General features: G+C 36.3%; 26 protein-coding genes and 1 other RNA gene. 19 read left to right on the forward strand and 8 right to left on the reverse strand.

The window, feature by feature from the left end:
• Window positions 1-105: 105 nt before the first annotated feature.
• From BK580_RS10210 to BK580_RS10220, 3 genes are all read left to right on the forward strand, one after another.
• Entirely contained in the window at window positions 106-813 is a 708-nt protein-coding gene (locus BK580_RS10210) for a DnaD domain-containing protein (RefSeq protein WP_078380220.1), read from the forward strand.
• A gap of 197 nt (window positions 814-1,010) precedes the next feature.
• Entirely contained in the window at window positions 1,011-1,664 is a 654-nt protein-coding gene (nth, locus tag BK580_RS10215; RefSeq protein ID WP_078380221.1) for an endonuclease III, read from the forward strand.
• Entirely contained in the window at window positions 1,664-2,167 is a 504-nt protein-coding gene (locus tag BK580_RS10220) for a YpoC family protein (RefSeq protein WP_078380222.1), read from the forward strand. Before nth ends, BK580_RS10220 begins: the two co-directional genes overlap by 1 nt.
• Window positions 2,168-2,207: 40 nt before the next feature.
• On the opposite strand, the gene BK580_RS10225 is transcribed toward BK580_RS10220, so the two are convergent.
• Entirely contained in the window at window positions 2,208-4,787 is a 2,580-nt protein-coding gene (locus tag BK580_RS10225) for a transglycosylase domain-containing protein (protein ID WP_078380223.1), read from the reverse strand.
• A gap of 42 nt (window positions 4,788-4,829) precedes the next feature.
• A complete protein-coding gene (recU, locus tag BK580_RS10230; protein ID WP_078380224.1) occupies window positions 4,830-5,429 on the reverse strand; it encodes a Holliday junction resolvase RecU in 600 nt (199 codons plus the stop codon).
• 98 nt (window positions 5,430-5,527) lie between these two features.
• Between recU and BK580_RS10235 the strand changes: the two genes are divergently transcribed.
• Window positions 5,528-6,547, forward strand: coding sequence for a DUF2515 family protein (locus BK580_RS10235; RefSeq protein WP_235864027.1), 1,020 nt, complete (start codon window positions 5,528-5,530; stop codon window positions 6,545-6,547).
• Window positions 6,548-6,606: 59 nt separating this feature from the next.
• Here BK580_RS10235 and BK580_RS24040 read toward each other — a convergent pair whose 3' ends face one another.
• Complete coding sequence (locus BK580_RS24040) at window positions 6,607-6,729, reverse strand: hypothetical protein (RefSeq protein WP_268877372.1); 123 nt, start codon at window positions 6,727-6,729, stop codon at window positions 6,607-6,609.
• 195 nt (window positions 6,730-6,924) lie between these two features.
• Here BK580_RS24040 and BK580_RS10240 point away from each other — a divergent pair, with 195 nt between their 5' ends.
• Complete coding sequence (locus tag BK580_RS10240) at window positions 6,925-7,179, forward strand: hypothetical protein (RefSeq protein WP_078380226.1); 255 nt, start codon at window positions 6,925-6,927, stop codon at window positions 7,177-7,179.
• Between the two features lie 51 nt (window positions 7,180-7,230).
• Window positions 7,231-7,587, forward strand: a complete 357-nt coding sequence (locus BK580_RS10245; RefSeq protein ID WP_078380227.1) for a YppE family protein — start codon at window positions 7,231-7,233, stop codon at window positions 7,585-7,587.
• A 135-nt stretch (window positions 7,588-7,722) separates the two neighbouring features.
• On the opposite strand, the gene BK580_RS23555 is transcribed toward BK580_RS10245, so the two are convergent.
• Together BK580_RS23555 and yppF are read right to left on the reverse strand one after the other, a co-directional pair.
• Window positions 7,723-7,887 (reverse strand): hypothetical protein, encoded by a 165-nt coding sequence (locus BK580_RS23555; protein WP_169864911.1) that lies wholly within the window; start codon window positions 7,885-7,887, stop codon window positions 7,723-7,725.
• Between the two features lie 111 nt (window positions 7,888-7,998).
• Window positions 7,999-8,202, reverse strand: coding sequence for a YppF family protein (gene yppF, locus BK580_RS10250; protein WP_078380228.1), 204 nt, complete (start codon window positions 8,200-8,202; stop codon window positions 7,999-8,001).
• Between the two features lie 353 nt (window positions 8,203-8,555).
• Here yppF and BK580_RS10255 point away from each other — a divergent pair, with 353 nt between their 5' ends.
• Window positions 8,556-9,002, forward strand: a complete 447-nt coding sequence (locus BK580_RS10255; protein ID WP_235864028.1) for a YppG family protein — start codon at window positions 8,556-8,558, stop codon at window positions 9,000-9,002.
• Between the two features lie 100 nt (window positions 9,003-9,102).
• On the opposite strand, the gene BK580_RS10260 is transcribed toward BK580_RS10255, so the two are convergent.
• The gene (locus tag BK580_RS10260; RefSeq protein ID WP_078380229.1) at window positions 9,103-9,351 is read right to left on the reverse strand and encodes a hypothetical protein; all 249 of its coding nucleotides are present in this window, start codon (window positions 9,349-9,351) and stop codon (window positions 9,103-9,105) included.
• Entirely contained in the window at window positions 9,344-9,529 is a 186-nt protein-coding gene (locus BK580_RS10265) for a hypothetical protein (protein ID WP_078380230.1), read from the reverse strand. The genes BK580_RS10260 and BK580_RS10265 overlap by 8 nt, the downstream gene beginning before the upstream one ends.
• 203 nt (window positions 9,530-9,732) lie before the next feature.
• Between BK580_RS10265 and BK580_RS23560 the strand changes: the two genes are divergently transcribed.
• Window positions 9,733-9,882 carry a hypothetical protein gene (locus BK580_RS23560; protein ID WP_169864914.1) on the forward strand — a complete coding sequence of 50 codons (150 nt, stop codon included), beginning with the start codon at window positions 9,733-9,735 and terminating at the stop codon, window positions 9,880-9,882.
• 80 nt (window positions 9,883-9,962) lie between these two features.
• Here BK580_RS23560 and BK580_RS10270 read toward each other — a convergent pair whose 3' ends face one another.
• Entirely contained in the window at window positions 9,963-10,436 is a 474-nt protein-coding gene (locus tag BK580_RS10270; RefSeq protein ID WP_078380231.1) for an Hsp20/alpha crystallin family protein, read from the reverse strand.
• A 181-nt stretch (window positions 10,437-10,617) separates the two neighbouring features.
• Between BK580_RS10270 and BK580_RS10275 the strand changes: the two genes are divergently transcribed.
• From BK580_RS10275 to BK580_RS10325, 11 genes are all read left to right on the forward strand, one after another.
• Window positions 10,618-12,531, forward strand: coding sequence for a lysylphosphatidylglycerol synthase domain-containing protein (locus BK580_RS10275; protein ID WP_078380232.1), 1,914 nt, complete (start codon window positions 10,618-10,620; stop codon window positions 12,529-12,531).
• Window positions 12,532-12,724: 193 nt separating this feature from the next.
• Window positions 12,725-12,931 carry a cold-shock protein gene (locus BK580_RS10280; RefSeq protein WP_078380233.1) on the forward strand — a complete coding sequence of 69 codons (207 nt, stop codon included), beginning with the start codon at window positions 12,725-12,727 and terminating at the stop codon, window positions 12,929-12,931.
• A gap of 172 nt (window positions 12,932-13,103) precedes the next feature.
• Window positions 13,104-15,371 carry a DEAD/DEAH box helicase gene (locus BK580_RS10285; RefSeq protein ID WP_078380234.1) on the forward strand — a complete coding sequence of 756 codons (2,268 nt, stop codon included), beginning with the start codon at window positions 13,104-13,106 and terminating at the stop codon, window positions 15,369-15,371.
• Window positions 15,372-15,418: 47 nt separating this feature from the next.
• A complete protein-coding gene (locus BK580_RS10290; protein WP_078380235.1) occupies window positions 15,419-16,678 on the forward strand; it encodes a ribonuclease H-like domain-containing protein in 1,260 nt (419 codons plus the stop codon).
• 339 nt (window positions 16,679-17,017) lie between these two features.
• Window positions 17,018-17,401, forward strand: coding sequence for a spore coat protein (locus tag BK580_RS24045; protein ID WP_078380236.1), 384 nt, complete (start codon window positions 17,018-17,020; stop codon window positions 17,399-17,401).
• 143 nt (window positions 17,402-17,544) lie between these two features.
• A complete protein-coding gene (locus tag BK580_RS10300; protein ID WP_078380237.1) occupies window positions 17,545-18,111 on the forward strand; it encodes an SLOG family protein in 567 nt (188 codons plus the stop codon).
• 168 nt (window positions 18,112-18,279) lie between these two features.
• On the forward strand, window positions 18,280-18,585 hold the full coding sequence (gene gpsB / locus BK580_RS10305; protein ID WP_078380238.1) for a cell division regulator GpsB: 306 nt from the start codon (window positions 18,280-18,282) through the stop codon (window positions 18,583-18,585).
• A gap of 62 nt (window positions 18,586-18,647) precedes the next feature.
• Window positions 18,648-19,041, forward strand: an RNA gene (gene rnpB / locus BK580_RS10310) — RNase P RNA component class B.
• Window positions 19,042-19,274: 233 nt separating this feature from the next.
• Complete coding sequence (locus BK580_RS10315; protein WP_078380239.1) at window positions 19,275-20,420, forward strand: THUMP domain-containing class I SAM-dependent RNA methyltransferase; 1,146 nt, start codon at window positions 19,275-19,277, stop codon at window positions 20,418-20,420.
• 49 nt (window positions 20,421-20,469) lie between these two features.
• A complete protein-coding gene (locus BK580_RS10320) occupies window positions 20,470-20,679 on the forward strand; it encodes a hypothetical protein (protein WP_235864029.1) in 210 nt (69 codons plus the stop codon).
• Between the two features lie 107 nt (window positions 20,680-20,786).
• Window positions 20,787-20,978, forward strand: a complete 192-nt coding sequence (locus tag BK580_RS10325) for a hypothetical protein (RefSeq protein ID WP_078380241.1) — start codon at window positions 20,787-20,789, stop codon at window positions 20,976-20,978.
• Window positions 20,979-21,317: the final 339 nt, after the last annotated feature.

Below are 21,317 nucleotides of genomic sequence, written 5' to 3' on the forward strand. Positions count from 1 at the left end.
TTTTTGCAAGAGGGTGGATGAGAGCAAAATCTAAATGAACTGAATAATATTTCCTGTGAAGTTTATGCATAAATTTGTTATACTTAGTTATGAGGTGTCTTCTAAATGAAAAAAGAGCAATTTATAGAGTTTTTGGAAGAAGGAAATCTATCTATTCCAAATTATTTATTGAGTAATTACGTTAAACTAGGTTTAAATGAAAAAGAATTTTTGCTAATCATACATGTTCATTCTTTTTTGGAAAGCGGAAAGATCTTTCCAACCCCAATAGAAATCGCTGATAGAATGACGATAGATCCCACAGAATGCATGGAAATTTTACGTCACCTACTACAAAAAGGATATCTTGCCATTAGTGATGAAATGGACGAGTACTCTATTAAATATGAGCGTTATTCCCTCCAACCCTTATGGGAAAAGATGATCCACTTTATGCTAGAAAAAAATAAACAAGCATCTATTCAAACCCACAAAGATCAAGAAATTAATTTATATTCTATCTTTGAACAAGAGTTCGGCAGACCTTTATCGCCTTTTGAATGTGAATCATTAGGAATGTGGCTTGATCAAGATCATCATGATCCATCAATTATCAAGGCTGCATTAAGAGAAGCTGTTATCTCGGGTAAGTTAAACTTCCGTTATATAGATCGCATTTTATTTGAGTGGAAGAAGAACGGAATAAAAACCCTAAGTCAAGCAAATGAGTATGGAAAGAAATTCAGAAAAACGCAAGTTTCACAAAAACAACAACAAATTCCGGTAAATAAAGAGCATAAAAGTACAGTGCCTTTTTACAATTGGCTTGATTAACCTGTAAATGAACGGAAAACGTATGTATACAAATTGCGTTTTCCTTTTTAAATGGCTGTTTTCGATTGCTTCTTTTCAACAAGAAGTAATTAACTTATAGAAAAGTGCCTTTTAAAATGAAAGTCTGTCTTCCTATTTAAAAGACAGACTGCGGCTTTAAAGAGAGAGAAGGCAGGAAGAAAGGTAGGAAGCACCAAATGTTAAATTTAAAGCAAGTCAATCATGTCGTCGAAGTCATGGGTGAGATGTTTCCAGATGCTCATTGTGAGCTCCGTCACAAAAACCCATTCGAACTAGTAATAGCCGTAGCACTATCTGCGCAATGCACAGATGCGTTAGTCAATAAAGTGACCAAAAATCTCTTTGAGAAATATCAAAAACCCGAAGATTATTTAGCAGTAACCTTAGAAGAACTTCAGCAGGATATTAGATCAATCGGTCTGTTTCGTAATAAAGCAAAAAACATCCGAAATCTTTGTAAGCTTTTATTAGATGAATATGATGGGGAAGTTCCGAAAGAAAGAGATGAACTGGTAAAATTACCTGGTGTCGGCAGGAAAACTGCAAATGTTGTGGTGTCGGTTGCTTTTGGTGTACCTGCTATAGCTGTTGATACACATGTCGAGCGAGTAAGTAAAAGGCTTGGTATATGCAAGTGGAAAGATAGTGTATTAGAAGTTGAAAAAACATTAATGAAAAAAATCCCGATGGATAAGTGGTCTGACACACATCATCGTTTAATTTTCTTTGGTAGATATCATTGTAAGGCGCAAAATCCTCAATGCGAAAGCTGTCCGTTACACGAGATGTGTAGAGAAGGAAAAAAACGTTTAAAAAGGAAGACTGGTTGATGAAGCTTCCTGGTTCTTTTTTACATCCACTTTTCTATGAAGCGAAGGATCGTATTGAATTGACAAGTTTTCACTGGAATGATTGCATCACAACTCCATTTAAATATGATCTTGCTTATTCTCTAGGTATGGCGCCACTGCACCTTCCTTGGGAGAATAATAATGAAACAGTACCATTACTGTTCTTAGGTTGGAAGGAATTGGAAGGTGAACTCACGCAATTTCATGAGAATAGAGAGTCTATAAAGGTAAAAGTAAAAATGACTCAGGCGATAGCTTTGTTGCTTCAAGCATTATTTTGGCTCAATAGGCAGCCGGTTCGCTCTTTACAAGAATGGCAAAAAGAAGTGAATTTGTTACAGTATAAGCCAGTGAATATCGAGGAAAGATTAGATTTTGTGATGAAGAGGCCTGAACTGTATCATGCTTTCATCCAACTCCAACAGCTTTTTTCGGAATGTACAAAGCTTTTTTATAAAGTAAAAATAATAGAAAAACAGTAGTTCATCAATTTATCGTGATGAACTACTGTTTTTTTGTTAACTAGTCATTATTACTTTCTCTATCATTATCCTCAGATACTTCATCCGAGTCATCTTCTTCGTTATCGTCCACATCGCCCTCATCATCTTCTACAGGAGGCTCTGTTTCTTCGTCTTCATCCGGTGGAGTAGTAGGAGGGAGTTCAGGTATTATAATTTCCTCTTCCTCTTCTTCAATAGGTTCAGGGATTTGGACGGATTTTGTGACAGAATCACTTCTATTTTCGTTGTTGTCGTTTTGTATTGCTGTTAGTTCAAATGTAAAGGTTGCACCTGGGTCAGGCGCATCGATAGTAAAGCTAAGTTCCTTAGTAACAGTCAGTGATTGAGGCGTGCCCTCATTAACCGCTACTTTTATATCAAAGCTTACTCTATCCATTTGATCTTCAGGATAATCCCAGTTTAGTAAAATCTTATTCGACTCTTCGTCATAGGTAGCCGTGAAATTAGAAGGGCTGGTTAGCTTATCATATTCCGTTGATACCTTGGTTGGCTCTGTACCTTTTACGAAGTACTCGTTTGTCACGCGATCTTTAGGTGTAAATTCACTCGCTTTAAGCGGTGGATTAGATCCTTTTTCAATCGCAACGCGAACAACACTGTTTGGAACAGGGAAGTCAGCTTTATCTGCTTCGGTTGTTGATATGTGTGCCATCAACTGTCTGAAAAGTTCTCTTGATAAATATTGATCTTGTGAACCAGAGCTAATACTGCGTAAATAATTATCTTCTCCGGATTTATTAAACCCAGTCCATACTGCAGCAGTATAGGTTGGCGTATATCCAGCAAACCAAGTGCTAGGAGCTGCCGCTTCTGGAATATTAAATCGCTGAAGATCATCACCACTAAAGTTAGTAGTTCCTGATTTACCTGCAAGGTTTAATCCAGGAACATTAGCTGCACGAGCCAAACCGCTTCTAACAGAGGTTTTTAGCATATCTGATATCATAAATGCTGTAGAATCTTTCATAACTACCTGAGATTCTTTATTTAAATTCACACTTGTTCCATCTTGAAAAACAACCTTTGTGACTGCAAATGGTTCTGTATAGACTCCGCTATTCCCAAATGGTGCATAGGCGCCAGCTAATTGAAGAGGGGAGACTCCTCGTTCAAATCCACCGATAGAATACGCCTCTGGTACATGTTCGCCTAAAGGAATTCCAAGTTTCAATCCGAATTCACGTACTTTTTCTTCGCCAACCTCTTGGAAAGCTTTTAAGGCTGGAATATTACGTGAATCTGCTAGGTGCTCGCGCATACTCATATACCCTTTATGCCTTTTATCCCAGTTGTTGATAGAGGCTCCATTTGAATAACTAATAGGTTCATCATTGATTTGGTGGTACGTAGACCAATTTAAGTATTCAATAGCGGGACCGTAATCTAAAATTGGCTTTATTGCCGATCCTGGTTGTACTCGAATGTCAGTAGCGTAATTTAATCCGGTTTTTACATGGTTGCGTCCACCGCCGATTGCTCGAATTTCCCCAGTTTGCGTATCAATCAGGGCAATTCCCGCTTGGTAATCTTCATTATCTGGGTGTGCGATTCCACTTTCATCCGATAATAGATATTCAACATGTTCTTGGGCATCTACATCGAGTGTCGTATAGATTTCTAGACCATCAGCCTGTGGATCTACTTCTCCAAGTTGTTCAGAAATTTCTTCAATAACTCGATCAATAAAAGCGTTGTATTTATTGGAAAAACTTGTTTTCTCTACATCGCTTGTTAATGTCGCATCAATCGGAATTGCCTTTGCTTCATCAGCTTCCTCTTGTGTGATTTTTCCGTGTTTCACCATTAAGGTAAGGACAATATTACGACGCTTTTCTCCAGATTCAGGGTTAGTTAGCGGATTGTAATTGTTTGGACTTTGTGGAAGCCCTGCTAACATTGCTGCTTCATGAAGTTCTAACTCGTCAAGCGTTTTGCCGTAATAATTTTTTGCAGCTTTTGCAATTCCGTATGAATAATTAGAAAAATAAATTCTATTTAAGTACATTTCAAGAATCTGTTCTTTCGAAAAACGAGATTCAAGTTCGTAAGCTAAATAAAACTCTTGGGCTTTTCTTTTTAATGTTTTATCCTTAGAGAGAAAAGATAATTTAACTAATTGTTGAGTTATGGTACTACCACCTTCAGAGCCAAATCCTCTTGTCACATTTGCAACAACTGCTCCTCCAAGACGACGATAATCCACACCATTATGTTCAAAGAAACGAACATCTTCTGTTGCTAGAAATGCATCCTTTACTAGTTCAGGAAGTTCCTCATATTCGGCATATTCTCTTGCTTCATGACCACCAATTTCTGCGGCTAATTCTCCATCTAATCCATAAACTTTAGAAGGCACAGGGACTTTGAGTAATGTCTCGTCTAGAGGAGGAGTTCCTTTTACATAAAAGGCAAAGGTTCCAATTCCAATAACAAGCCCTACTATTCCAACAATGAGGCAAGATAATATGATTTTTTTGAAAAGATTTTTTCTCTTCTTCGCATTTGGCCCTTTTTTCGCGCTTTTTTGTTCTTCTAATGCTTTTCTTCTCTGTTCTCTTGATTGGTATTTATCAGTCATGTTACAGACCTGCCTTTCTCCACTTTTACCGTGTTACAGGGGTTAATAATAGATAGCATCTATTATTTTAATATAATCAATTCTTGGTTGGAAGCCTAATGGTATCAAGTAACCATCACGTTCAACCTCTTGTTTTGTGATTGATTTTCTTTCCCCGTTTTCTTTTCGCTCCCAATAATGAAATAATTTTTCAGCTGGTAATAAATATACCTCATTAAAAACACGGAACATTAATATGACGAAACAAATTCCATTTTGTTTCACTACCTGTTGCATATGTTTTATTTGATGGTCATGAAAATTTTGCAATGGAAAGGAGGTTTTGTTCTTTGTCTCCTTTGCTTCAAAGTCGATATAACGTCCTTTATATACACCGTTAAAGTCTGTCGTAGAGGCTTGTTTGAAGTACGCTTCTTTAATCACTGCGGCACTCCTTTTAGGGTAATGAACATCTACTATTTGTATCGGCGTAGGTTTCTTATGAATCACTGCAATTTGTTGATGCAGGTAATACACATTAGAATCGTTCAAATCATCTTCTAATGTCATTCCTCTATTTCCATAGAGTGTAGGTGAATATTTTTTTGAAGACTCACTGTTTGTAGTCTGAAATGTTTTTCCGTTTGGGTATCGGATATTCATAAAATTCCCCCTGTAGACCAAAACTAATCTTATCTAGGAAAAAAACGTAAAATCTTTCAATATTATTCATGTCATGCTTGTTTAAAGGAGGAGAAAAATTGAATCGACCTTCCACACATCTTCTTTATAAATCGATTGAAAAAAGAAGGAAAGATTATGTATATTCCTTTCAAGAGAATAAGTTTATCACTAGTATAAAAAAAAATACAGTAAAACATAATCTCGACAATATTTCTCGAACAAAAGCTTATGCTGCCTTTTATGAAAGGAATAAGAAGGTTAAATGGTCCTTTTTAGCAAGCATGGTATCAAGGAATGCTGGGTGGAATATGACCGATTTAGAAGGTAGATGGTATACCTTAGCATTGAGCTGGAATCAGCGCTTTCCCTTATTTTATACATACGAACTGGCCAACTGGATGATTTTTCAGGATGCTTTTCCACAACTATTACTTTATGAGCTATCCTCTTATTATAACAAACCCTTATTTCACTTACTGAAAGAATTTCATGTTTCTTGTTTTATGGAGTCTGAGTGGGAAAGGTTTTGGCTAGAAGGTGACGAAAAGCGCTTGGTTACTTCCCTAATAATTAATGAACAGAACCTAATTCAACAACCAGTACTTCAGAATCATGTATTGAAGAAGAAAGTCTTTAAAACACTAGTATATTTCCTTCAAGACCTGTGTCACTTTAACTGTGTCATTTTTCCAACATTAGAGGGGAAGTTATACGGATACTCGGTGCATGGCTTTCAAAAACTGTCCAATCGCATTGAGTTAGGGAAAAAACTTGCTGCTTTATTATTCTCAGAGAGCTATTACGAAAAATTTCATGAATTCTCGATCAAGACAGAACATACTGGATCGCGTTATGATTATGAAAAAAATTTCAAGGAAGGCCTTTTCAGAGAAACTCCTATTCTAAGAAGTGTTTATCCAGTTTTGCAACATGTGCAAAAGGATACAGAAGATTGGGTATTGAAAAGAGGAAAGCCTATTCAAAAGTGGTTAGCTACTATTGAGAACGAAGAGAAACAACATGAAGATGTAACAAAATGGTTTATTCATAAACAACATCAACTTCATGGTCTTATTGCGTTGAAAAAGTGGATATAACGTTAAAACTCAATATAAAAAGGTAGTACCATATAACCCCGGTACTACCTAAGCAACTATTATGTAGAAGGGCGATTAGGTCCGCCTAGCTTTTTATCTTCATTACCAGGAGCATTTTCTACAGGCTTACGATGATCTGCTTGTTGTTGATTTTGTTGTTCACTATTTCTTTTATGGCTCAATTAATTCCCCTCCTTGCTTTGAATTTTTTATATTGCCCCATTATTTTTACCAACCTTCCAGTATTCATACAAGACAGGATAAATGAATGCAAAAAAGCACTTTCTTTGACGAATTGCTTCTAGTTTTGTCACAGAGGGAGGGAGTGGAGGAGAAGCAACGAAATGTAAGAGTAATAAAGTTTGGAGGGGATTTGAATGTCCAATGTTGTATCGCGTTATGATGTCTCGAAGTTGTTTGATGATATGATGCTACAAATGGATGTGCTGGAGCAAACAATGTCCAATTCAATGAAAATCGAAAAAGAGGAAATGGAAGAGGCAATGAAAAGTCAGATTCAACGATTACACCTTACACTTGATGAAGTGGAAAAGGTGATGAATGAACAAAAAGTTCAAAAGACAGAACGCAATAAGTCATTGTCATTTAATCAAAATGCTTACTCTGCATAATTGTTGTTACCCTCATTCTTATGGTATTATTTATTGCTAGAGGTGAGATAGATGACTAGCAATGATGTAACTGGTTTATCGCAAAAGTTATTGCAATATATAGAGAGAATAGAGATATTATTTCAGGAAACACAGGTAAAAAAAGAAGCTCCGGATTTTTTTCTGGAAGTAAAGCCATTTGCTGATGAAGTATATGATACTTTGATCAAATGGGAAAAAGATACGGTGGAATGGATTAAAGAAGAATCACCTAAATATATACACACTCAACAAATAGATAGTACTGTCGAAAATGTGAAACATGTATCCGTGCAATGCTTTTATCCTGATACGCGTGAAATAAAGTTCAAAGGTATGTTACAGTCTATCAGATATGTGTTGCAGGATATTCTTACAAAGAAGCTATAAAAAGGCTCCCCTGAAATTAAAGGGACATCTTTGGAGACCCTGATGATTTACGTTCTAATCAACATTGTGTTTTTAATTTAGCTAATAATAAAAGAAGTGCCTTCTCTTCAGATAAGTCGAGGAGGCACTTCTTTTTTATTGTTCTTTTTCTTTTTTGATATAAACTGGTGGATTGCCGTTTTTTGCAACAGGTTCAATGGCAAATTCGGCTTTTTCAAACACCTTTTTCTCTGCAGGTGCAGTACCTATTGTTGGTTCATGTCCTTTTTTCTTATGCTGAAAATGATTGCCACGACTCATTCTTCCTACCTCCTTCATTTCTTTTTTATTGTTCCTCATTTATGTTTAGTTCATTACATAGAAACAAAATAAAAAAGAGATTCCCTAAAGAATCTCCAGTAATGTTAGGTATTAAGTTAGTTCTAATATGTCTTCTAAGGTTCTTGGCGGAACTGCACCATTTCGTTCTAATTCTTTAATAAGGGTACGAAATTGTCCAATCGATAATTCTTCACGTAAATAAAGCTGCCTAGCAAAATCCATTAACTCATTTTGTTCAATTGGTTCATAGTTTTTACAAGAAACAAATTTGTGACGAAGTTCTTCGAGTACCACCAAACATCCCCCCACTTTGAAGTTATCTTCATTTTAACATGGGATTTAAATTTTTCTTGTTTTTGAAAAAATGAGACTTCCGACAAAATCAGACATAATAAGCGAGATTTTCTATTTGATTTATCGGAGCGAATGATTAGCACTACCTTATATGTTCTTCTTCTCAAATAGGCACATTTCCCAATTTGTGTTCATATCTTATGTATAGCTAGAAAAGAGGAGGGATCTAAATGTTTAGGAGAATGTACGGGAGACCTAGACATTTATCATACAACAGGAATATGTCATTTATAAATCAATTGCCTTTTATGCAGAACCTGACGCCTTTTGCCAATAGCGGGAACTTTCAAGGGATGTCAACAGGTGTCCCTTTAAGTGGTGGGATGATGAGCTGGAACCAAGATGGCAACTATCTCAATGCGATGAACCCTAACCAAGCGTATCAAAATTATCAAGGTTTTCCTTATCAGGGGTTTCCATTCCAAAATGGAACAATGCCACCTAATGGGCTAACAAGTATGCTGCCGCCTAATGGAGGAAATGGCGCGGGAATGTTCCCTGCTGCAATGTCTTCTCCACAAATGAATAACATGCAGATGCCATTTATGAATCCATACCCGACGCAAAACCAGACTAGCAAACCACAATCTTCACAGGTGCAATCTTTTATGAACCAATTTAAAGGCCAAGACGGAAATGTAGATATGAAAAAAATGATGGATACCGCAGGACAGATGATGAATACCGTCAATCAACTTAATAGTATGGTGAAAGGGATAGCTGCTACTTTTAAAGCCTAAAGATGCCTCGATTAAAGGCATCTTTTTGACTTTCTTTAAAGAGAAAGCAGGAGTGCAGCTAGCTCCAATTTTCCAATATTAACGAAAAGAAGGACGAGCCTTATAATAATTCATATACTTCGTTTAATTGTTGCAAACGCGGAAAATCTTCAGATTCTAACGCGTGTTTCATTTCATCAGGCAATGAATCATTTAAAAATTGTACCTCTTCTTCATTTAAGGAATACACAAAGGGCAACAGATTCTCCTCACTTTGTTGATGTATTTTTTGAAGAATTTGCTTCGAGAGGGCATAATCCTCAGAGTAGGATGATAGCACTTCTTGAAGATAAGCTAGCGGTTTATTCATGATAATCGCCTTTTGCTTTCCCATCAAAGAAAAAGTTGTCCAACTTTTCTTCCTCTTGATGATTCAATGAAGAACTATAGTATGGATTTTCCACTTTCTCACGTTCATCAAGATGCGTTTTGATAACAAGTTTTGGTGATGTGGAAGGATTAGAGTAAACTTTCTTGAATTTGACCAATGCAAACACCTCCTCCATTTTATCGTTCGTTACAAAAAGAAAAGTATGTGCTTTGAGACATCACAAGTTTTGGAAAAAATCATGAATTTTCCAGAATCAAAGAAGAGGTGTAAGGAAAAATAATAAAGCAGCTTATAATGGTTGAACCATTTCTCTAACTTAGCCGCAATGTGGTAGAAATATGATTTAGGAGCCGATAAAAAATGACAACCGGTAAAGATAATCGAAAGCGTAGTAATAAATATTCCAATAACTATAACGACGTAGAAATAGCAAAAGAATCTTCAGGTATTCAACAGGATCCAACACCTGAAGAAAATGAAAAATACGGTTCAAAATCCCATAAAAATTAGAAATGCATGACAAAAAAACGCCACTTTATTTCTGTGGCGTTGAAGCACTATGATACTTATATAGCTTTTGAGGATTTTGGTTAATCTTCAATTTTGATATTTCGCTTGTTTTTTTTCGGGAAACGTATTTGTAAGAGTCCGTCTCGATAATTTGCTTGTAGGCTAACTATTTTTACATACGGAGGTATTGCGATACTCCGGCTTGCTCGATTAGCAGAATAACTTTTTGAAAAAGCAGCAGAATCTTCATCAATTGTTTCAATGATTTCCTCATGGTCAACTGTGATTGTGATATAACGATCAAAGCTCTCGATAGTAATTTGTTCTTTTTTTACACCAGCCAATTTACATAATATGATAAATTCATTTTCGGTTTCTCTTGTTTCAACGTCTAGAACATTTTCGAAAAGGGATGGAGCAAAAAAATCATCCATTTGTTTTAACATACCTTTGAGCGGGGAATGACTAAAAAATGAATCGATAGATCGTAATATATCGGTTTGGGGAGTTCGCGTTTTATTATTTGATGATATTTCCGAATTTTTGTCTTTCATTTTGTAACTCCTTTCAAGTAATGATATTTATCTATATGTAGAAATGGGTGTTTATGGTTCCAATCTTTATACATGGAACGCTGAGAAATCGGAAAATCACGTTTTTAGAAAAATGTCTTGGTAAGCTTATACAAACTATGATACTTTTGGAGATATAGAAGTTATAAAAGGAAGTTAAAGTATGCAATTATTAAAAAATACCTATCTTTTAAAAGTTTTAAAGGTTGTCTTTCCTTTGACAATTCTTATTGTTATTTACATAGAAGCAAAAAAGCAAATGCAGTCCATTAATCTCACATTAGTTTTTCAAAAAATTCAGGAAATAGGGTTATTTTCATTTATTTGGATTTTGTTTTTGGGAATAATCGCAGTTGCAACCATGATTCTTTATGATGTTTTTCTTGCGAAGTATTTAGGAATGAGGCTTTCTAAGAAGCAAATAATTCTACAAGGTTTTTCTGCCAATTCCTTCGCCAATTTTCTAGGATTTGGTGGCTTTGCGGGAGTGGGCTTGCGTACAATCTTCTATCGAAAACAAACAAATAGCATGCCTTTACTATTAAAATGGGTCACCATTATATTACCTTATATGTTAATTGGTCTTTCTATATTTGCGTGGATTGTACTCATTTTTGAATGGAGATCACCTATTCTCTTAAAGAGTTATCCAATTTTGAAACTCCCACTATTTATCATGTGTGGGTATGGTATTTTTATTGTTTTAGCTGGTTATTTTACAAAAAGTCTAAAGAATAAATCGCAACTGTCATTAATTGGAATATCCTTATTAGAATGGGTATTTGCTGCCATTTTATTTTTTCAAATTTCCTTATCCTTAGATGTCGATATTCCGATAAAGTCTGTTTTTCTCTTATTTTTTATGGCTGCTATTGCTGGTGTTTTAAGCACAGTTCCTGGTGGAGTGGGGGCATTCGACTTCGTCATCGTTGTAGGATTATCTAGTTATGCTGTTTCAGAGGAGAAGGCAATAGCCCTCTTATTTATCTATCGTCTAGTGTATTATGCTGTACCATTTTTATTAAGTAATGTCATAGTAGGACACTTTTTCTATCGTGAAAAAATTTGGAAAAACTTTATGCCAAATAGAGAAGCTTTCTCTACTATAAGTCATCGTATTTTATCTATTTGGGTAGTAGTGGTCGGTGCACTACTATTACTTTTTCCGGTAGTTCCAGCATTTGTTCAACGAGTTAAGCTAGCAGACCGGTTTTTATCAATGGAAATGATGCAAATCTCCCAACAATTTTCTATTGCTATCGGTATAACACTAATGGTGTTAGCTCGTGCTATTGAGGATAAAGTAAATCGAGCTTATTCTTTTACTTTCTATATACTTATCATTGGAACAATCGTTAGCTTTTCTAAAGGGTTTCATATTTGGGAAGTAGCTATACTTCTTGTCGCATTAGTACTTTTATATGGGTCAAAAGACAATTTCTATCGTTCGGAGAGTCAATATACAATTGCAAAGATACTAATAGATGGATTTATACTTTTCAGTATTTCCATGTTGTATGTTTTCGTTGGTTCCTTACAAATTTCGTATCTTCAAAAAATCGTGCCAAAAAGATTACAGGATTTATTTTCATTACATCCCCAACAGCTAATGCATGATGTATTAATAGGAGTAATTATCGCTATTTTTCTAATCTATATCGGGCTTTATTTTAAGAGGAAGAGTAGGGCGACCACTCTCTTTTTATCGGCTACATTGATAGAAAGAGCGAGCAACCAACCGCTATTTCCAACTAAACCGCTTTATGTTTACAGGACTGAAAAAACAAGCGTTTATTATCAAAAGTGGATGGACTCACTTATCGTTGTTAAGGTAAACGATTATAATACAAATACCTTGAAAATTTATAAAGAATTTGAGACAGAAATAGACAAATACGGATATTCACTAGTAATCCCACAGCTTACTGAGAAAGAGGCTGTTCAATTAAAAGAGAATGGCTTTCAGATATACAATATTGGGCAGGAATTATTCGCTTTTTCTGCTAAAGTTCCACAAATTGTAACTAAATTCTCTCTGAAATGGCTTGTACGCTATACTAAAAAAGTGGTAAGATAGATGTCTTTTCTTTTGATATATGGTACAATATATATTGGAAGAGATTGTATGACGAGGACGTCTTTTTCCATATAGTCATCTAAAGTAATTCTTTTTAAAAAAAACCATTATTATTTCCTCGTAAATTGGAATACTAAAAGTATATTAGTGTGGATTTAGTATGCCCCACCTCAAAAGATAGGAGAGTGGTACAATGGCGTTTGGAAGAAGAGAAGTAGAAGAGGTAGTAACAGACGAAACAAAGATTTGGATCTGTGAGTCAGAAGACTGTAAGGGTTGGATGAGAGACAACTTTAAGAGCAGTGAGACTCCTTCGTGTCCGCTCTGTAAAAGTGGCATGACGCAATCAACAAAAGTGTTAGCAGTAATTAATAATTACAGCCAAAATCAAAAAATGTAAATAAAGCTAGCTCAAGATAACCAAGTTCCTTTTAAAAGGGGCTTGGTTATTTTCATTTTCATACAGATATGAGCAAAATTATTTCATAAACTGAAATAAATATCCAAGAAAAGTCTCTTTACGAAGCGAACGCTTATTCGCTAGAATAGGAAGTAGATAATGAGGTGAGGGTATGAAGTGGAGAAAAAGTATCCATGAAGTAATACATTGGATGAAAACAGAAGAATCAATTGCTAAAAATATTGTTCATTGGGAAACCGTACCGCAGAAAGAGGCACAGTCTGTTCCGTTTCCTGAACAAATAGAAGAACGCCTTTCTGAAGCATTAACAAGTAGAGGTATTTCTTCCTTATATACACATCAAGCTGCAGCATTTGAAGCAGCCATACATAAAAAACATTTTGTAGCAGTGACCCCGACTGCATCTGGTAAAACATTATGTTACAACTTGCCTGTCCTACAGCAAATTGTGAAAAATAACGAGAGCAGAGCACTGTACTTATTTCCAACAAAAGCACTGGCCCAAGACCAGAAAAGTGAACTGAATGAAATCATTACACAAATGGGAGTACCTATAAATAGCTATACCTATGACGGAGATACAGCACCAGCTATAAGACAAAAAGTAAGAAAAGCAGGACATATAGTGATTACAAATCCTGATATGTTGCATTCGGGCATCTTGCCACACCACACAAAATGGGTGTCGCTATTTGAAAACCTCGAATATATCGTCATAGATGAGTTACATACTTATCGAGGTGTTTTTGGAAGTCATGTGGCAAATGTGATCCGCCGCTTAAAACGGATTTGCCGCTTTTATGGAAGTAGTCCAACTTTTATTTGTACGTCAGCTACGATTGCTAATCCTAAAGAACTTGCAGAGGGGCTAACGGGGGAAACGTTTGAACTTATTAATAATAATGGGGCACCCTCAAGCAAGAAGCACATCGTTTTCTATAATCCTCCTATTGTAAATAAGCCATTAAATATTCGTAGAAGCGCTACACTTGAAGTGCGGAAGCTGGCGAGTGAATTTTTACAAGAAAAAATTCAAACAATTGTATTTGCAAGAAGTCGCGTAAGAGTGGAAATTTTATTAACGTATTTACAAGACCTCGTGAAAAATCAGTTAGGGAAAAAATCGATACGGGGTTACAGAGGTGGTTATCTACCTACTCAACGAAGAGAAATTGAGCGTGGTTTACGAAATGGAGAAATCTATGGAGTCGTCAGTACAAATGCTCTAGAGCTTGGAGTGGATATCGGGCAATTACAGGTTTGTATCATGACGGGTTATCCTGGAACCATTGCAAGTGCATGGCAGCAAGCAGGAAGAGCAGGGAGAAGACAAGGTGAAGCGGTTATCGTAATGGTCGCAAGCTCTAGTCCCCTTGATCAGTATGTCATACAACATCCTGAATTTTTTCTGAAAAGCAGTCCAGAATCAGCAAGAATTAACCCGAATAACCTTGTGATACTTGTGGATCATGTGAAGTGTGCAGCCTATGAATTACCCTTTAAAAAAGGGGAAACATTTGATGGATTCGAGCTCGAGGATATTCTCGATTATTTGACGGAAGAGAGAGTACTGCACGTAAATGCAGGAAAATGGCATTGGATGAATGATGCATTTCCAGCCCATAATATAAGCCTACGTTCTGCATCACAAGAGAACGTCATAATAATCGATCAGACAGTAGCGCCGGCAAACAAAGTGATAGGAGAAATGGATCGCTTTAGTGCGATGACCTTATTGCACGATGAAGCAATCTATCTCCATCAAGGTATCCAATTTCAAGTAGAAAAGCTTGATTGGGAAGAAAAAAAGGCATTTGTAAGAGAGGTAAATGTCGATTACTTTACAGATGCGAATCTTGCAGTTTCTTTAGATGTATTAGAAGTTGATAAAAAAAGAGAGTACCAAGTAGGTACTATTTACTTCGGCGATGTATCGGTCAAAGCCATGGCCACGATTTTTAAAAAGATTAAATTTGAAACCCATGAGAATATCGGTTCGGGCCCTATTCATTTACCAGAAGAAGAACTGCACACCAATGCTACATGGATTACGATGGAAGAAGAAACAACGAATACACTAGGTGCAGATGAATTAGAGAAAAGCTTACTTGCCATAGCTCATGCCTTAAAACATGTTGCACCTCTACTACTAATGTGCGAGCCAATGGACCTTCAAGTAGTACCTCAGGTGAAGTCCACGCATGATGAAAAGCCAGTAATCTATTTTTATGACCGCTATCCAGGTGGAGTTGGTTTAAGTGAGAAAGCGTACGAAAGTATTACTGATTTACTCAATAGGGCAAGTGAGCTAATTGCAAGTTGTCCGTGTCAATCCGGATGCCCATCTTGTATTGGAGCCGATTATAGTGAACATGATACGAAAAAAAGAGCGTTACAGCTATTGCTTAACCTCGTATAAAAGCACAAAGGTTTACGCAATTAGCTATAAAAAAGGATGAGAAAAACATGTCTCTGAAAAATAAATTAAATAGAATGAAAAAACATTTAAAAACGGAATCAGGAGAAAAGATAACGATCCAAAAGGAAGAAACTAGCTCCGATATACAGAGTTCCATTGAAATACCAAACCTCCAAAAATGGGAAGAGTTTGGAGCTCGACCTTTCCACTTTAATGAAGAGTATTGTCTTATTCGAGAAGTAGTGTATCCTCTGAACTATCAACACGGGATCTATCCATTACAGGAAGTTTTACCTGTAATGGAGCTTTGGCAAGAAGCAGAGGTGGACCACCCTTTATCGGCAAAAGGCCACCTCCCAAAGGATTTATTCTTTTTTGATACAGAGACAACTGGACTTAGTGGAGGGACAGGTACGACTATCTTTCTTTTAGGTTATGCTAGAATCTTTGAAGATAAAGTTGTTGTAAAGCAGCATTTTCTCCCAGGACCAGGAAATGAAGTGGCCTTATACCAAAGCTTTCTTCAAGAGGTCGACTATACTACTTTAGTGACTTATAATGGCAAAGCCTTTGATTGGCCACAAGTAAAAACGAGGCATACTTTAATACGAGAGCATGTTCCCAAATTACCTGCGTTTGGTCATTTTGATTTATTACATGCGGCTCGAAGGTTATGGAAAGAACAGTTAGAATCTGTCCGATTAGCCAATGTTGAGAAAGAAATTCTAGGGATAAAACGCGAAAATGATATTCCTGGGTTTCTAGCCCCGATGATTTATTTTGATTTTGTCAAAACGCATGAACTCCAAGGGATAAAAGGTGTATTAAAGCATAATGAGTGGGATGTCCTCACATTAATAACTTTATATATCCATCTTTCTAAGCTATTACAAGTAGAAGGAAACAGTAGAAGTAACCGAGAAGAATATGAAATAGGTCGATGGTTTGATTCTTTAGGAGAATCGGAAATTGCGGCTGCGTTGTATGAAAATATTGTCGAACAATCTTGGGAAGCGTCGTATAAATTAGGACTAATTAAGAAGAGAGAACAGGATTATATACTGGCGCGTCAATTATTTCTTCAATCTTACCAGCATCGAGAAAACACAATGAAGGAAATTGTCGCGATTGAACTAGCTAAGCTGTTCGAACATAAAGAAAAAGACTTCGTAGAGGCACTTTTTTATGCAGAAAAAGCCTGTGTTATCTTGAATGAAAAAAAGCTATTAAACGCAAACATCCCAAGCGAAAAAGTTACTGAAATTCAAAAGAGAATAAACAGATTGAAAAAGAAACTAAATGGATGAAATATTTTTCGGATTTTGTTAAAAATCATGTACTTTTGTATTGTCAACTTAACATTTACCATGTAAAATTTAATATTGTGATTTACTATTATTAAAGGAAGAGCATGGGAGAGAGAGCGTTGTCAAGATTAATTTTGTGTTTGTTTTTTGTTGTTATCGGCCTTACACTTTTCGTATTTTCTAATCTAAAAGAAAACATTTATACAATTTTGCTTTAAAATTCATAGGCGAACGAGTATATCTGTGTAAAATAGGTGTTTGTATTAGTACATGTATCTCCCTTCTTTCATAGTTTGTTAATGTAAAGAGAAAAACAAAAAATGAAAGGAGATCATAAGCATGTACAATTGCAAACCAAACATGATGGCACCAATCGTTCATCCAACTAAGTGTTGTGTGAAAAATTTATATTCAACAACTGAGGTACCACACATTCACCCATCACATACAACTTATGTAAACAATCACACATTCCAGCACAAGCATTACTTCCCACACACTGATTCTATGGTTGATTCTGTATCACACCAAAACTTCAACTGTGGCGGGGGAGCACCTGGGTTCGGTCAAGGAGGCCCTGGATTCGGTCAAGGAGCACCTGGTCAAGTAATGGGAGCTTTCCAAGGTCCTGGAGGTCCTCAAGTATTAGGAGCATCTCAAGGTCCTGGTGCGGGTTACGGCGGAATGCCTGGTCATGGTCATTGTAAGCCTTTTGGAAGATAATTTTTAGCAAGTTTAAATTTTCAGAATGCTGTTTATATAAAGGAACTGGTTTGCGCCAGTTCTTTTTTTATTTTTATAACATATTATAACAAGTCGCTTGCTCTTTTCTTCATACATATCTATTATTAATTTATGAGGTGCTTATGAAAGTATTGGTAGTTACAGGTTATAAACCACAAGAATTGCAAGTATTTAAAAAGGATGATCCAGCTGTCTATTATATAAAACAGGCCATAAAAAAACGGATTGTATCTTTACTAGAAGAAGGACATGAGTTAGAATGGGTTGTCATTAGTGGTCAGTTAGGTGTAGAACTTTGGGGAGCTGAGGTGGTTTATGATTTGCAAGAATCATACCCAGACCTCAAACTAGCTATTCTTACTCCTTTTTTGTCCCAGGAAGAAAATTGGAGTGACGCGAATAAAGAGTATTACGAACTTATTTTGTCACAAGCTAATTATATTGATTCCATTACGAAGAAGAAATACGAATCACCTCTCCAATTACGCTTGAAAAATAAGTACTTAGTCGATAAATCAGACGGCTTATTAGTGGTTTACGATGAACAGAGGCAGGGTAATCCTCAGTATATAATGGAGATGGCGAAGAATAAAGCGATGGAGAAGACCTATCCAATATTTATCATTGATGACTATGAGCTTCAACTAGTCGTGGAAGAAGAACAATTAAGCAAATTAAATGATTGGTAAGAGCGTCTGCAAACAGCTAAATCGTGCTTCTTCACTGTTAAAGCTGGCTGATGTTACCCAATTTTAAAAAATTACTAAAAACAATAAAAAGAGAAATTGACAAGTGCCCACTTATTTGAAAAAATAATAGTTGATAAACGTGGCACTAGCATTGAGGTGAGGAAACTTATGCTATCAGATAAAATTAAATTAACTGCTAAAGAAATTTTAGAAAAAGAATTCAAATCCGGCATGAGAGGCTATAAGCCAGAAGATGTGGACAAATTTTTAGATGTCGTAATTAAAGACTATGAAACATTTTACCAAGAGTATGATCTTCTTATGCAGGAAAATGCCAGATTAAAACGACAAGTAGAGGAAGTTGGCAAGAAACAGCAAACTAGCAGTAGCAATACTGGCTCTACAAACTTTGATATTTTACGTAGACTTTCTAACTTAGAAAAACACGTGTTTGGCAGTAAATTATACGAATAACAAAAAATAACAGTTGCATTAATTATTCATTTTTACTATACTAATATATGCTGACATCAATAGTGATTGGGTAACCGCTACAGTTTCGACTGTAGAGGAAAGTCCATGCTCGCACAGGCTGTGATGCCTGTAGTGTTCGTGCCTAGCGAAAAAATAAGCTAGGGTAGCTTGGTTTATTACTAAGCTAACGGCAGGGAAATCACCTAAGTCTTTATAGATATGGTGTGAATACCTTGAAAGTGCCACAGTGACGGAGTCTTACAAGAAATTGTAAGAGTGGAACGCGGTAAACCCCTCGAGCGAGAAACCCAAACAATGGTAGGGGCACCTTCTCTACGGAATTCGAACGAAAGAGAAGGACAGATGATCTTGAATCATCTGTAGACAGATGGTTACCACCTGAGTACAAGGAGCAATCCGCTTGCAGTACGAAGGAACAGAACATGGCTTACAGATCGCTATTGATCGAATGTCGCATTTTTTCGTTAATAATGAATGATTGATATTAGCTCTCCTGATTTCATGCAGGGGAGCTTTTGTGTTAGAAGATGGTTAAATTAGAACAGAATACACTAATACAGAGGATCCAGTAAAAAATCTTAAGACTTTCCTTTAAGAATCTTGGAAACACTAAGATACATAAAACAAATACATACTAATAATGAACTAAACAGTTAGGGTGAAATGTGATGAAGAATAAGTACAAATTAATTGCTACAGCAGCAATGGGGTTAGAAGCTATCGTTGCAAAAGAGGTTAGAGATCTTGGATACGATTGTACAGTGGATAATGGAAAGGTTATTTTTCAAGGAGATGCACTTGCTATATGTCGTGCCAACTTGTGGCTTCGAACAGCAGACCGCATTAAAGTCGTGATTGGAGAGTTTACAGCAACAACATTTGATGAACTTTTTGAACAAACTAAAGCCTTGCCTTGGGGAGATTACTTGTCAGAAGACGCTGAATTCCCTGTTATCGGAAAATCTGTAAAATCCCAACTTGCAAGTGTTCCAGACTGTCAAGCCATTGTCAAAAAGGCTGTCGTAGAAAAGATTAAACAACACTACGGGATTCAATCTGCATGGTTGGATGAAAAGGGAGCAGTCCACAAAATCGAAGTTGCCATCTTGAAAGATGTTGTACAATTAACATTGGATGCTTCTGGAATTGGATTGCATAAACGTGGTTACAGAGCTGACCAAGGGGAAGCACCATTAAAAGAAACCCTAGCGGCATCTTTAGTATTACTAACTAATTGGACAGCTGATAAACCGTTTGTAGATCCATTTTGTGGTTCTGGAACCATCCCAATTGAGGCAGCTTTAATTGGTCAAAATATTGCACCTGGCTTTAATCGTGATTTTGTTTCAGAGGATTGGGAGTGGATTGGTCAAAGTTTATGGGATAAAGCTCGTGAGGAAGTTGAAAATAAAGCAAATTATGATCAGCACCTAGACATTTCAGGTTATGACATTGACCATCGAATGATTAACATTGCCAAAGAAAACGCCTTTGAAGCAGGGTTAGGTGAATTAATCACGTTTAAACAAATGCAAGTAAACGACTTTACTACAAAAAAAGACTATGGTGTGATTATAGGGAACCCTCCATATGGTGAACGTCTTGGAGAGCGTCCTGAAGTGGAAAAAATGTATAAAGAAATGGGAAAAGCTTTTGCAAGCTTAGATACATGGTCTATTTATATGTTAACGTCACATGAAGGTTTTGAGAGTCTATATGGTAAGAAGGCAACAAAAAAGCGTAAATTATTTAATGGTTTTATCAAAACTGATTTCTATCAATACTGGGGTAAACGTCCACCTAGAAACATGTAATCGTTATCTAGTTTATCAAAGGTAATCATCGGGAATTGTTAAGTAAGGAGTGATTACATTGAAGAATATAGATAAAGATAAAGAACTATTAGAAAGAAATGAAAAGGACAAGGCTTTTAAAGAGGACAAGAAGAAACAAATAAGGCGAGATCAACTTGTGATGCCAATTGATGAATTACCTCTTGAAGAAATTAAGTATGAAGCGGAAGAGGAAAGAAAGAAAAAGGAATCTAAAAATCGATCCTCTAGTGAAGAGTAGGAATGCTTTCTACACTTTATGGTTTGTCCCATTTATTTGTTAAAGAAGAATATTTAACGTGAAATTGGCATAGAATACTCTTATCTAAAAGATGGAGGGAGTTTCTGATGTCATTACATGTCCATGATTTTATGAAAATATCAAAAGCATTAGAGAGTAGCTACCAACGGCTACTTAGTGAGAATATTCTCGAGTCAGAATGCATCGAACGATTAAACTTAGCTAGAGAAGAATATACAAAAGCTATGTTACATGCAACACTTTATGATGAAGAGATTTTACAAATAGCAAAGAATTAGAAGCTTCCGGGACGTAAAGGAAGCTTCTTTTTATTATTAGAATAAGCTGTAAGTTCACACTTGTTTATAGTAGAAAGTTTTGTGGAAAAGCTAGAACCCATTATATAAATAGGCTCCTTTAAACACCGCTGTTGATTTCCGCACGTGGCTTCGCTTTCTGCGGGGCGCTTGTGGAGCCTCCTCGGCTTTTGCCTGCGGGGTCTCCACAAAACGCTATCTCCCGCAGGAGTCTTCGCCTCGTGCTCCAATCAACAGCTAGGTACCTTATAATTAACACTTTACTTTAACAGAGTCTATTAATAATAAAATTCCCACACACTATCACAAGACGTTATTACA

Source organism: Sutcliffiella halmapala (assembly GCF_002019665.1).
GTDB classification, from domain to species: Bacteria; Bacillota; Bacilli; order Bacillales; family Bacillaceae_I; genus Sutcliffiella_A; species Sutcliffiella_A halmapala.

Excerpts from the sequence above, each read along its gene's own strand:
- BK580_RS10210 (WP_078380220.1), top strand. The coding sequence starts at position 106 with ATGAAAAAAGAGCAATTTATAGAGTTTTTGGAAGAAGGAAATCTATCT.
- nth (WP_078380221.1), top strand. The coding sequence starts at position 1,011 with ATGTTAAATTTAAAGCAAGTCAATCATGTCGTCGAAGTCATGGGTGAG.
- BK580_RS10220 (WP_078380222.1), top strand. The coding sequence starts at position 1,664 with ATGAAGCTTCCTGGTTCTTTTTTACATCCACTTTTCTATGAAGCGAAG.
- BK580_RS10225 (WP_078380223.1), bottom strand. The coding sequence starts at position 4,787 with ATGACTGATAAATACCAATCAAGAGAACAGAGAAGAAAAGCATTAGAA.
- recU (WP_078380224.1), bottom strand. The coding sequence starts at position 5,429 with ATGAATATCCGATACCCAAACGGAAAAACATTTCAGACTACAAACAGT.
- BK580_RS10240 (WP_078380226.1), top strand. The coding sequence starts at position 6,925 with ATGTCCAATGTTGTATCGCGTTATGATGTCTCGAAGTTGTTTGATGAT.
- BK580_RS10245 (WP_078380227.1), top strand. The coding sequence starts at position 7,231 with ATGACTAGCAATGATGTAACTGGTTTATCGCAAAAGTTATTGCAATAT.
- BK580_RS23555 (WP_169864911.1), bottom strand. The coding sequence starts at position 7,887 with ATGAGTCGTGGCAATCATTTTCAGCATAAGAAAAAAGGACATGAACCA.
- BK580_RS10255 (WP_235864028.1), top strand. The coding sequence starts at position 8,556 with ATGTCAACAGGTGTCCCTTTAAGTGGTGGGATGATGAGCTGGAACCAA.
- BK580_RS10260 (WP_078380229.1), bottom strand. The coding sequence starts at position 9,351 with ATGAATAAACCGCTAGCTTATCTTCAAGAAGTGCTATCATCCTACTCT.
- BK580_RS23560 (WP_169864914.1), top strand. The coding sequence starts at position 9,733 with ATGACAACCGGTAAAGATAATCGAAAGCGTAGTAATAAATATTCCAAT.
- BK580_RS10270 (WP_078380231.1), bottom strand. The coding sequence starts at position 10,436 with ATGAAAGACAAAAATTCGGAAATATCATCAAATAATAAAACGCGAACT.
- BK580_RS10275 (WP_078380232.1), top strand. The coding sequence starts at position 10,618 with ATGCAATTATTAAAAAATACCTATCTTTTAAAAGTTTTAAAGGTTGTC.
- BK580_RS10280 (WP_078380233.1), top strand. The coding sequence starts at position 12,725 with ATGGCGTTTGGAAGAAGAGAAGTAGAAGAGGTAGTAACAGACGAAACA.
- BK580_RS10285 (WP_078380234.1), top strand. The coding sequence starts at position 13,104 with ATGAAGTGGAGAAAAAGTATCCATGAAGTAATACATTGGATGAAAACA.
- BK580_RS10290 (WP_078380235.1), top strand. The coding sequence starts at position 15,419 with ATGTCTCTGAAAAATAAATTAAATAGAATGAAAAAACATTTAAAAACG.
- BK580_RS24045 (WP_078380236.1), top strand. The coding sequence starts at position 17,018 with ATGTACAATTGCAAACCAAACATGATGGCACCAATCGTTCATCCAACT.
- BK580_RS10300 (WP_078380237.1), top strand. The coding sequence starts at position 17,545 with ATGAAAGTATTGGTAGTTACAGGTTATAAACCACAAGAATTGCAAGTA.
- gpsB (WP_078380238.1), top strand. The coding sequence starts at position 18,280 with ATGCTATCAGATAAAATTAAATTAACTGCTAAAGAAATTTTAGAAAAA.
- BK580_RS10315 (WP_078380239.1), top strand. The coding sequence starts at position 19,275 with ATGAAGAATAAGTACAAATTAATTGCTACAGCAGCAATGGGGTTAGAA.
- BK580_RS10325 (WP_078380241.1), top strand. The coding sequence starts at position 20,787 with ATGTCATTACATGTCCATGATTTTATGAAAATATCAAAAGCATTAGAG.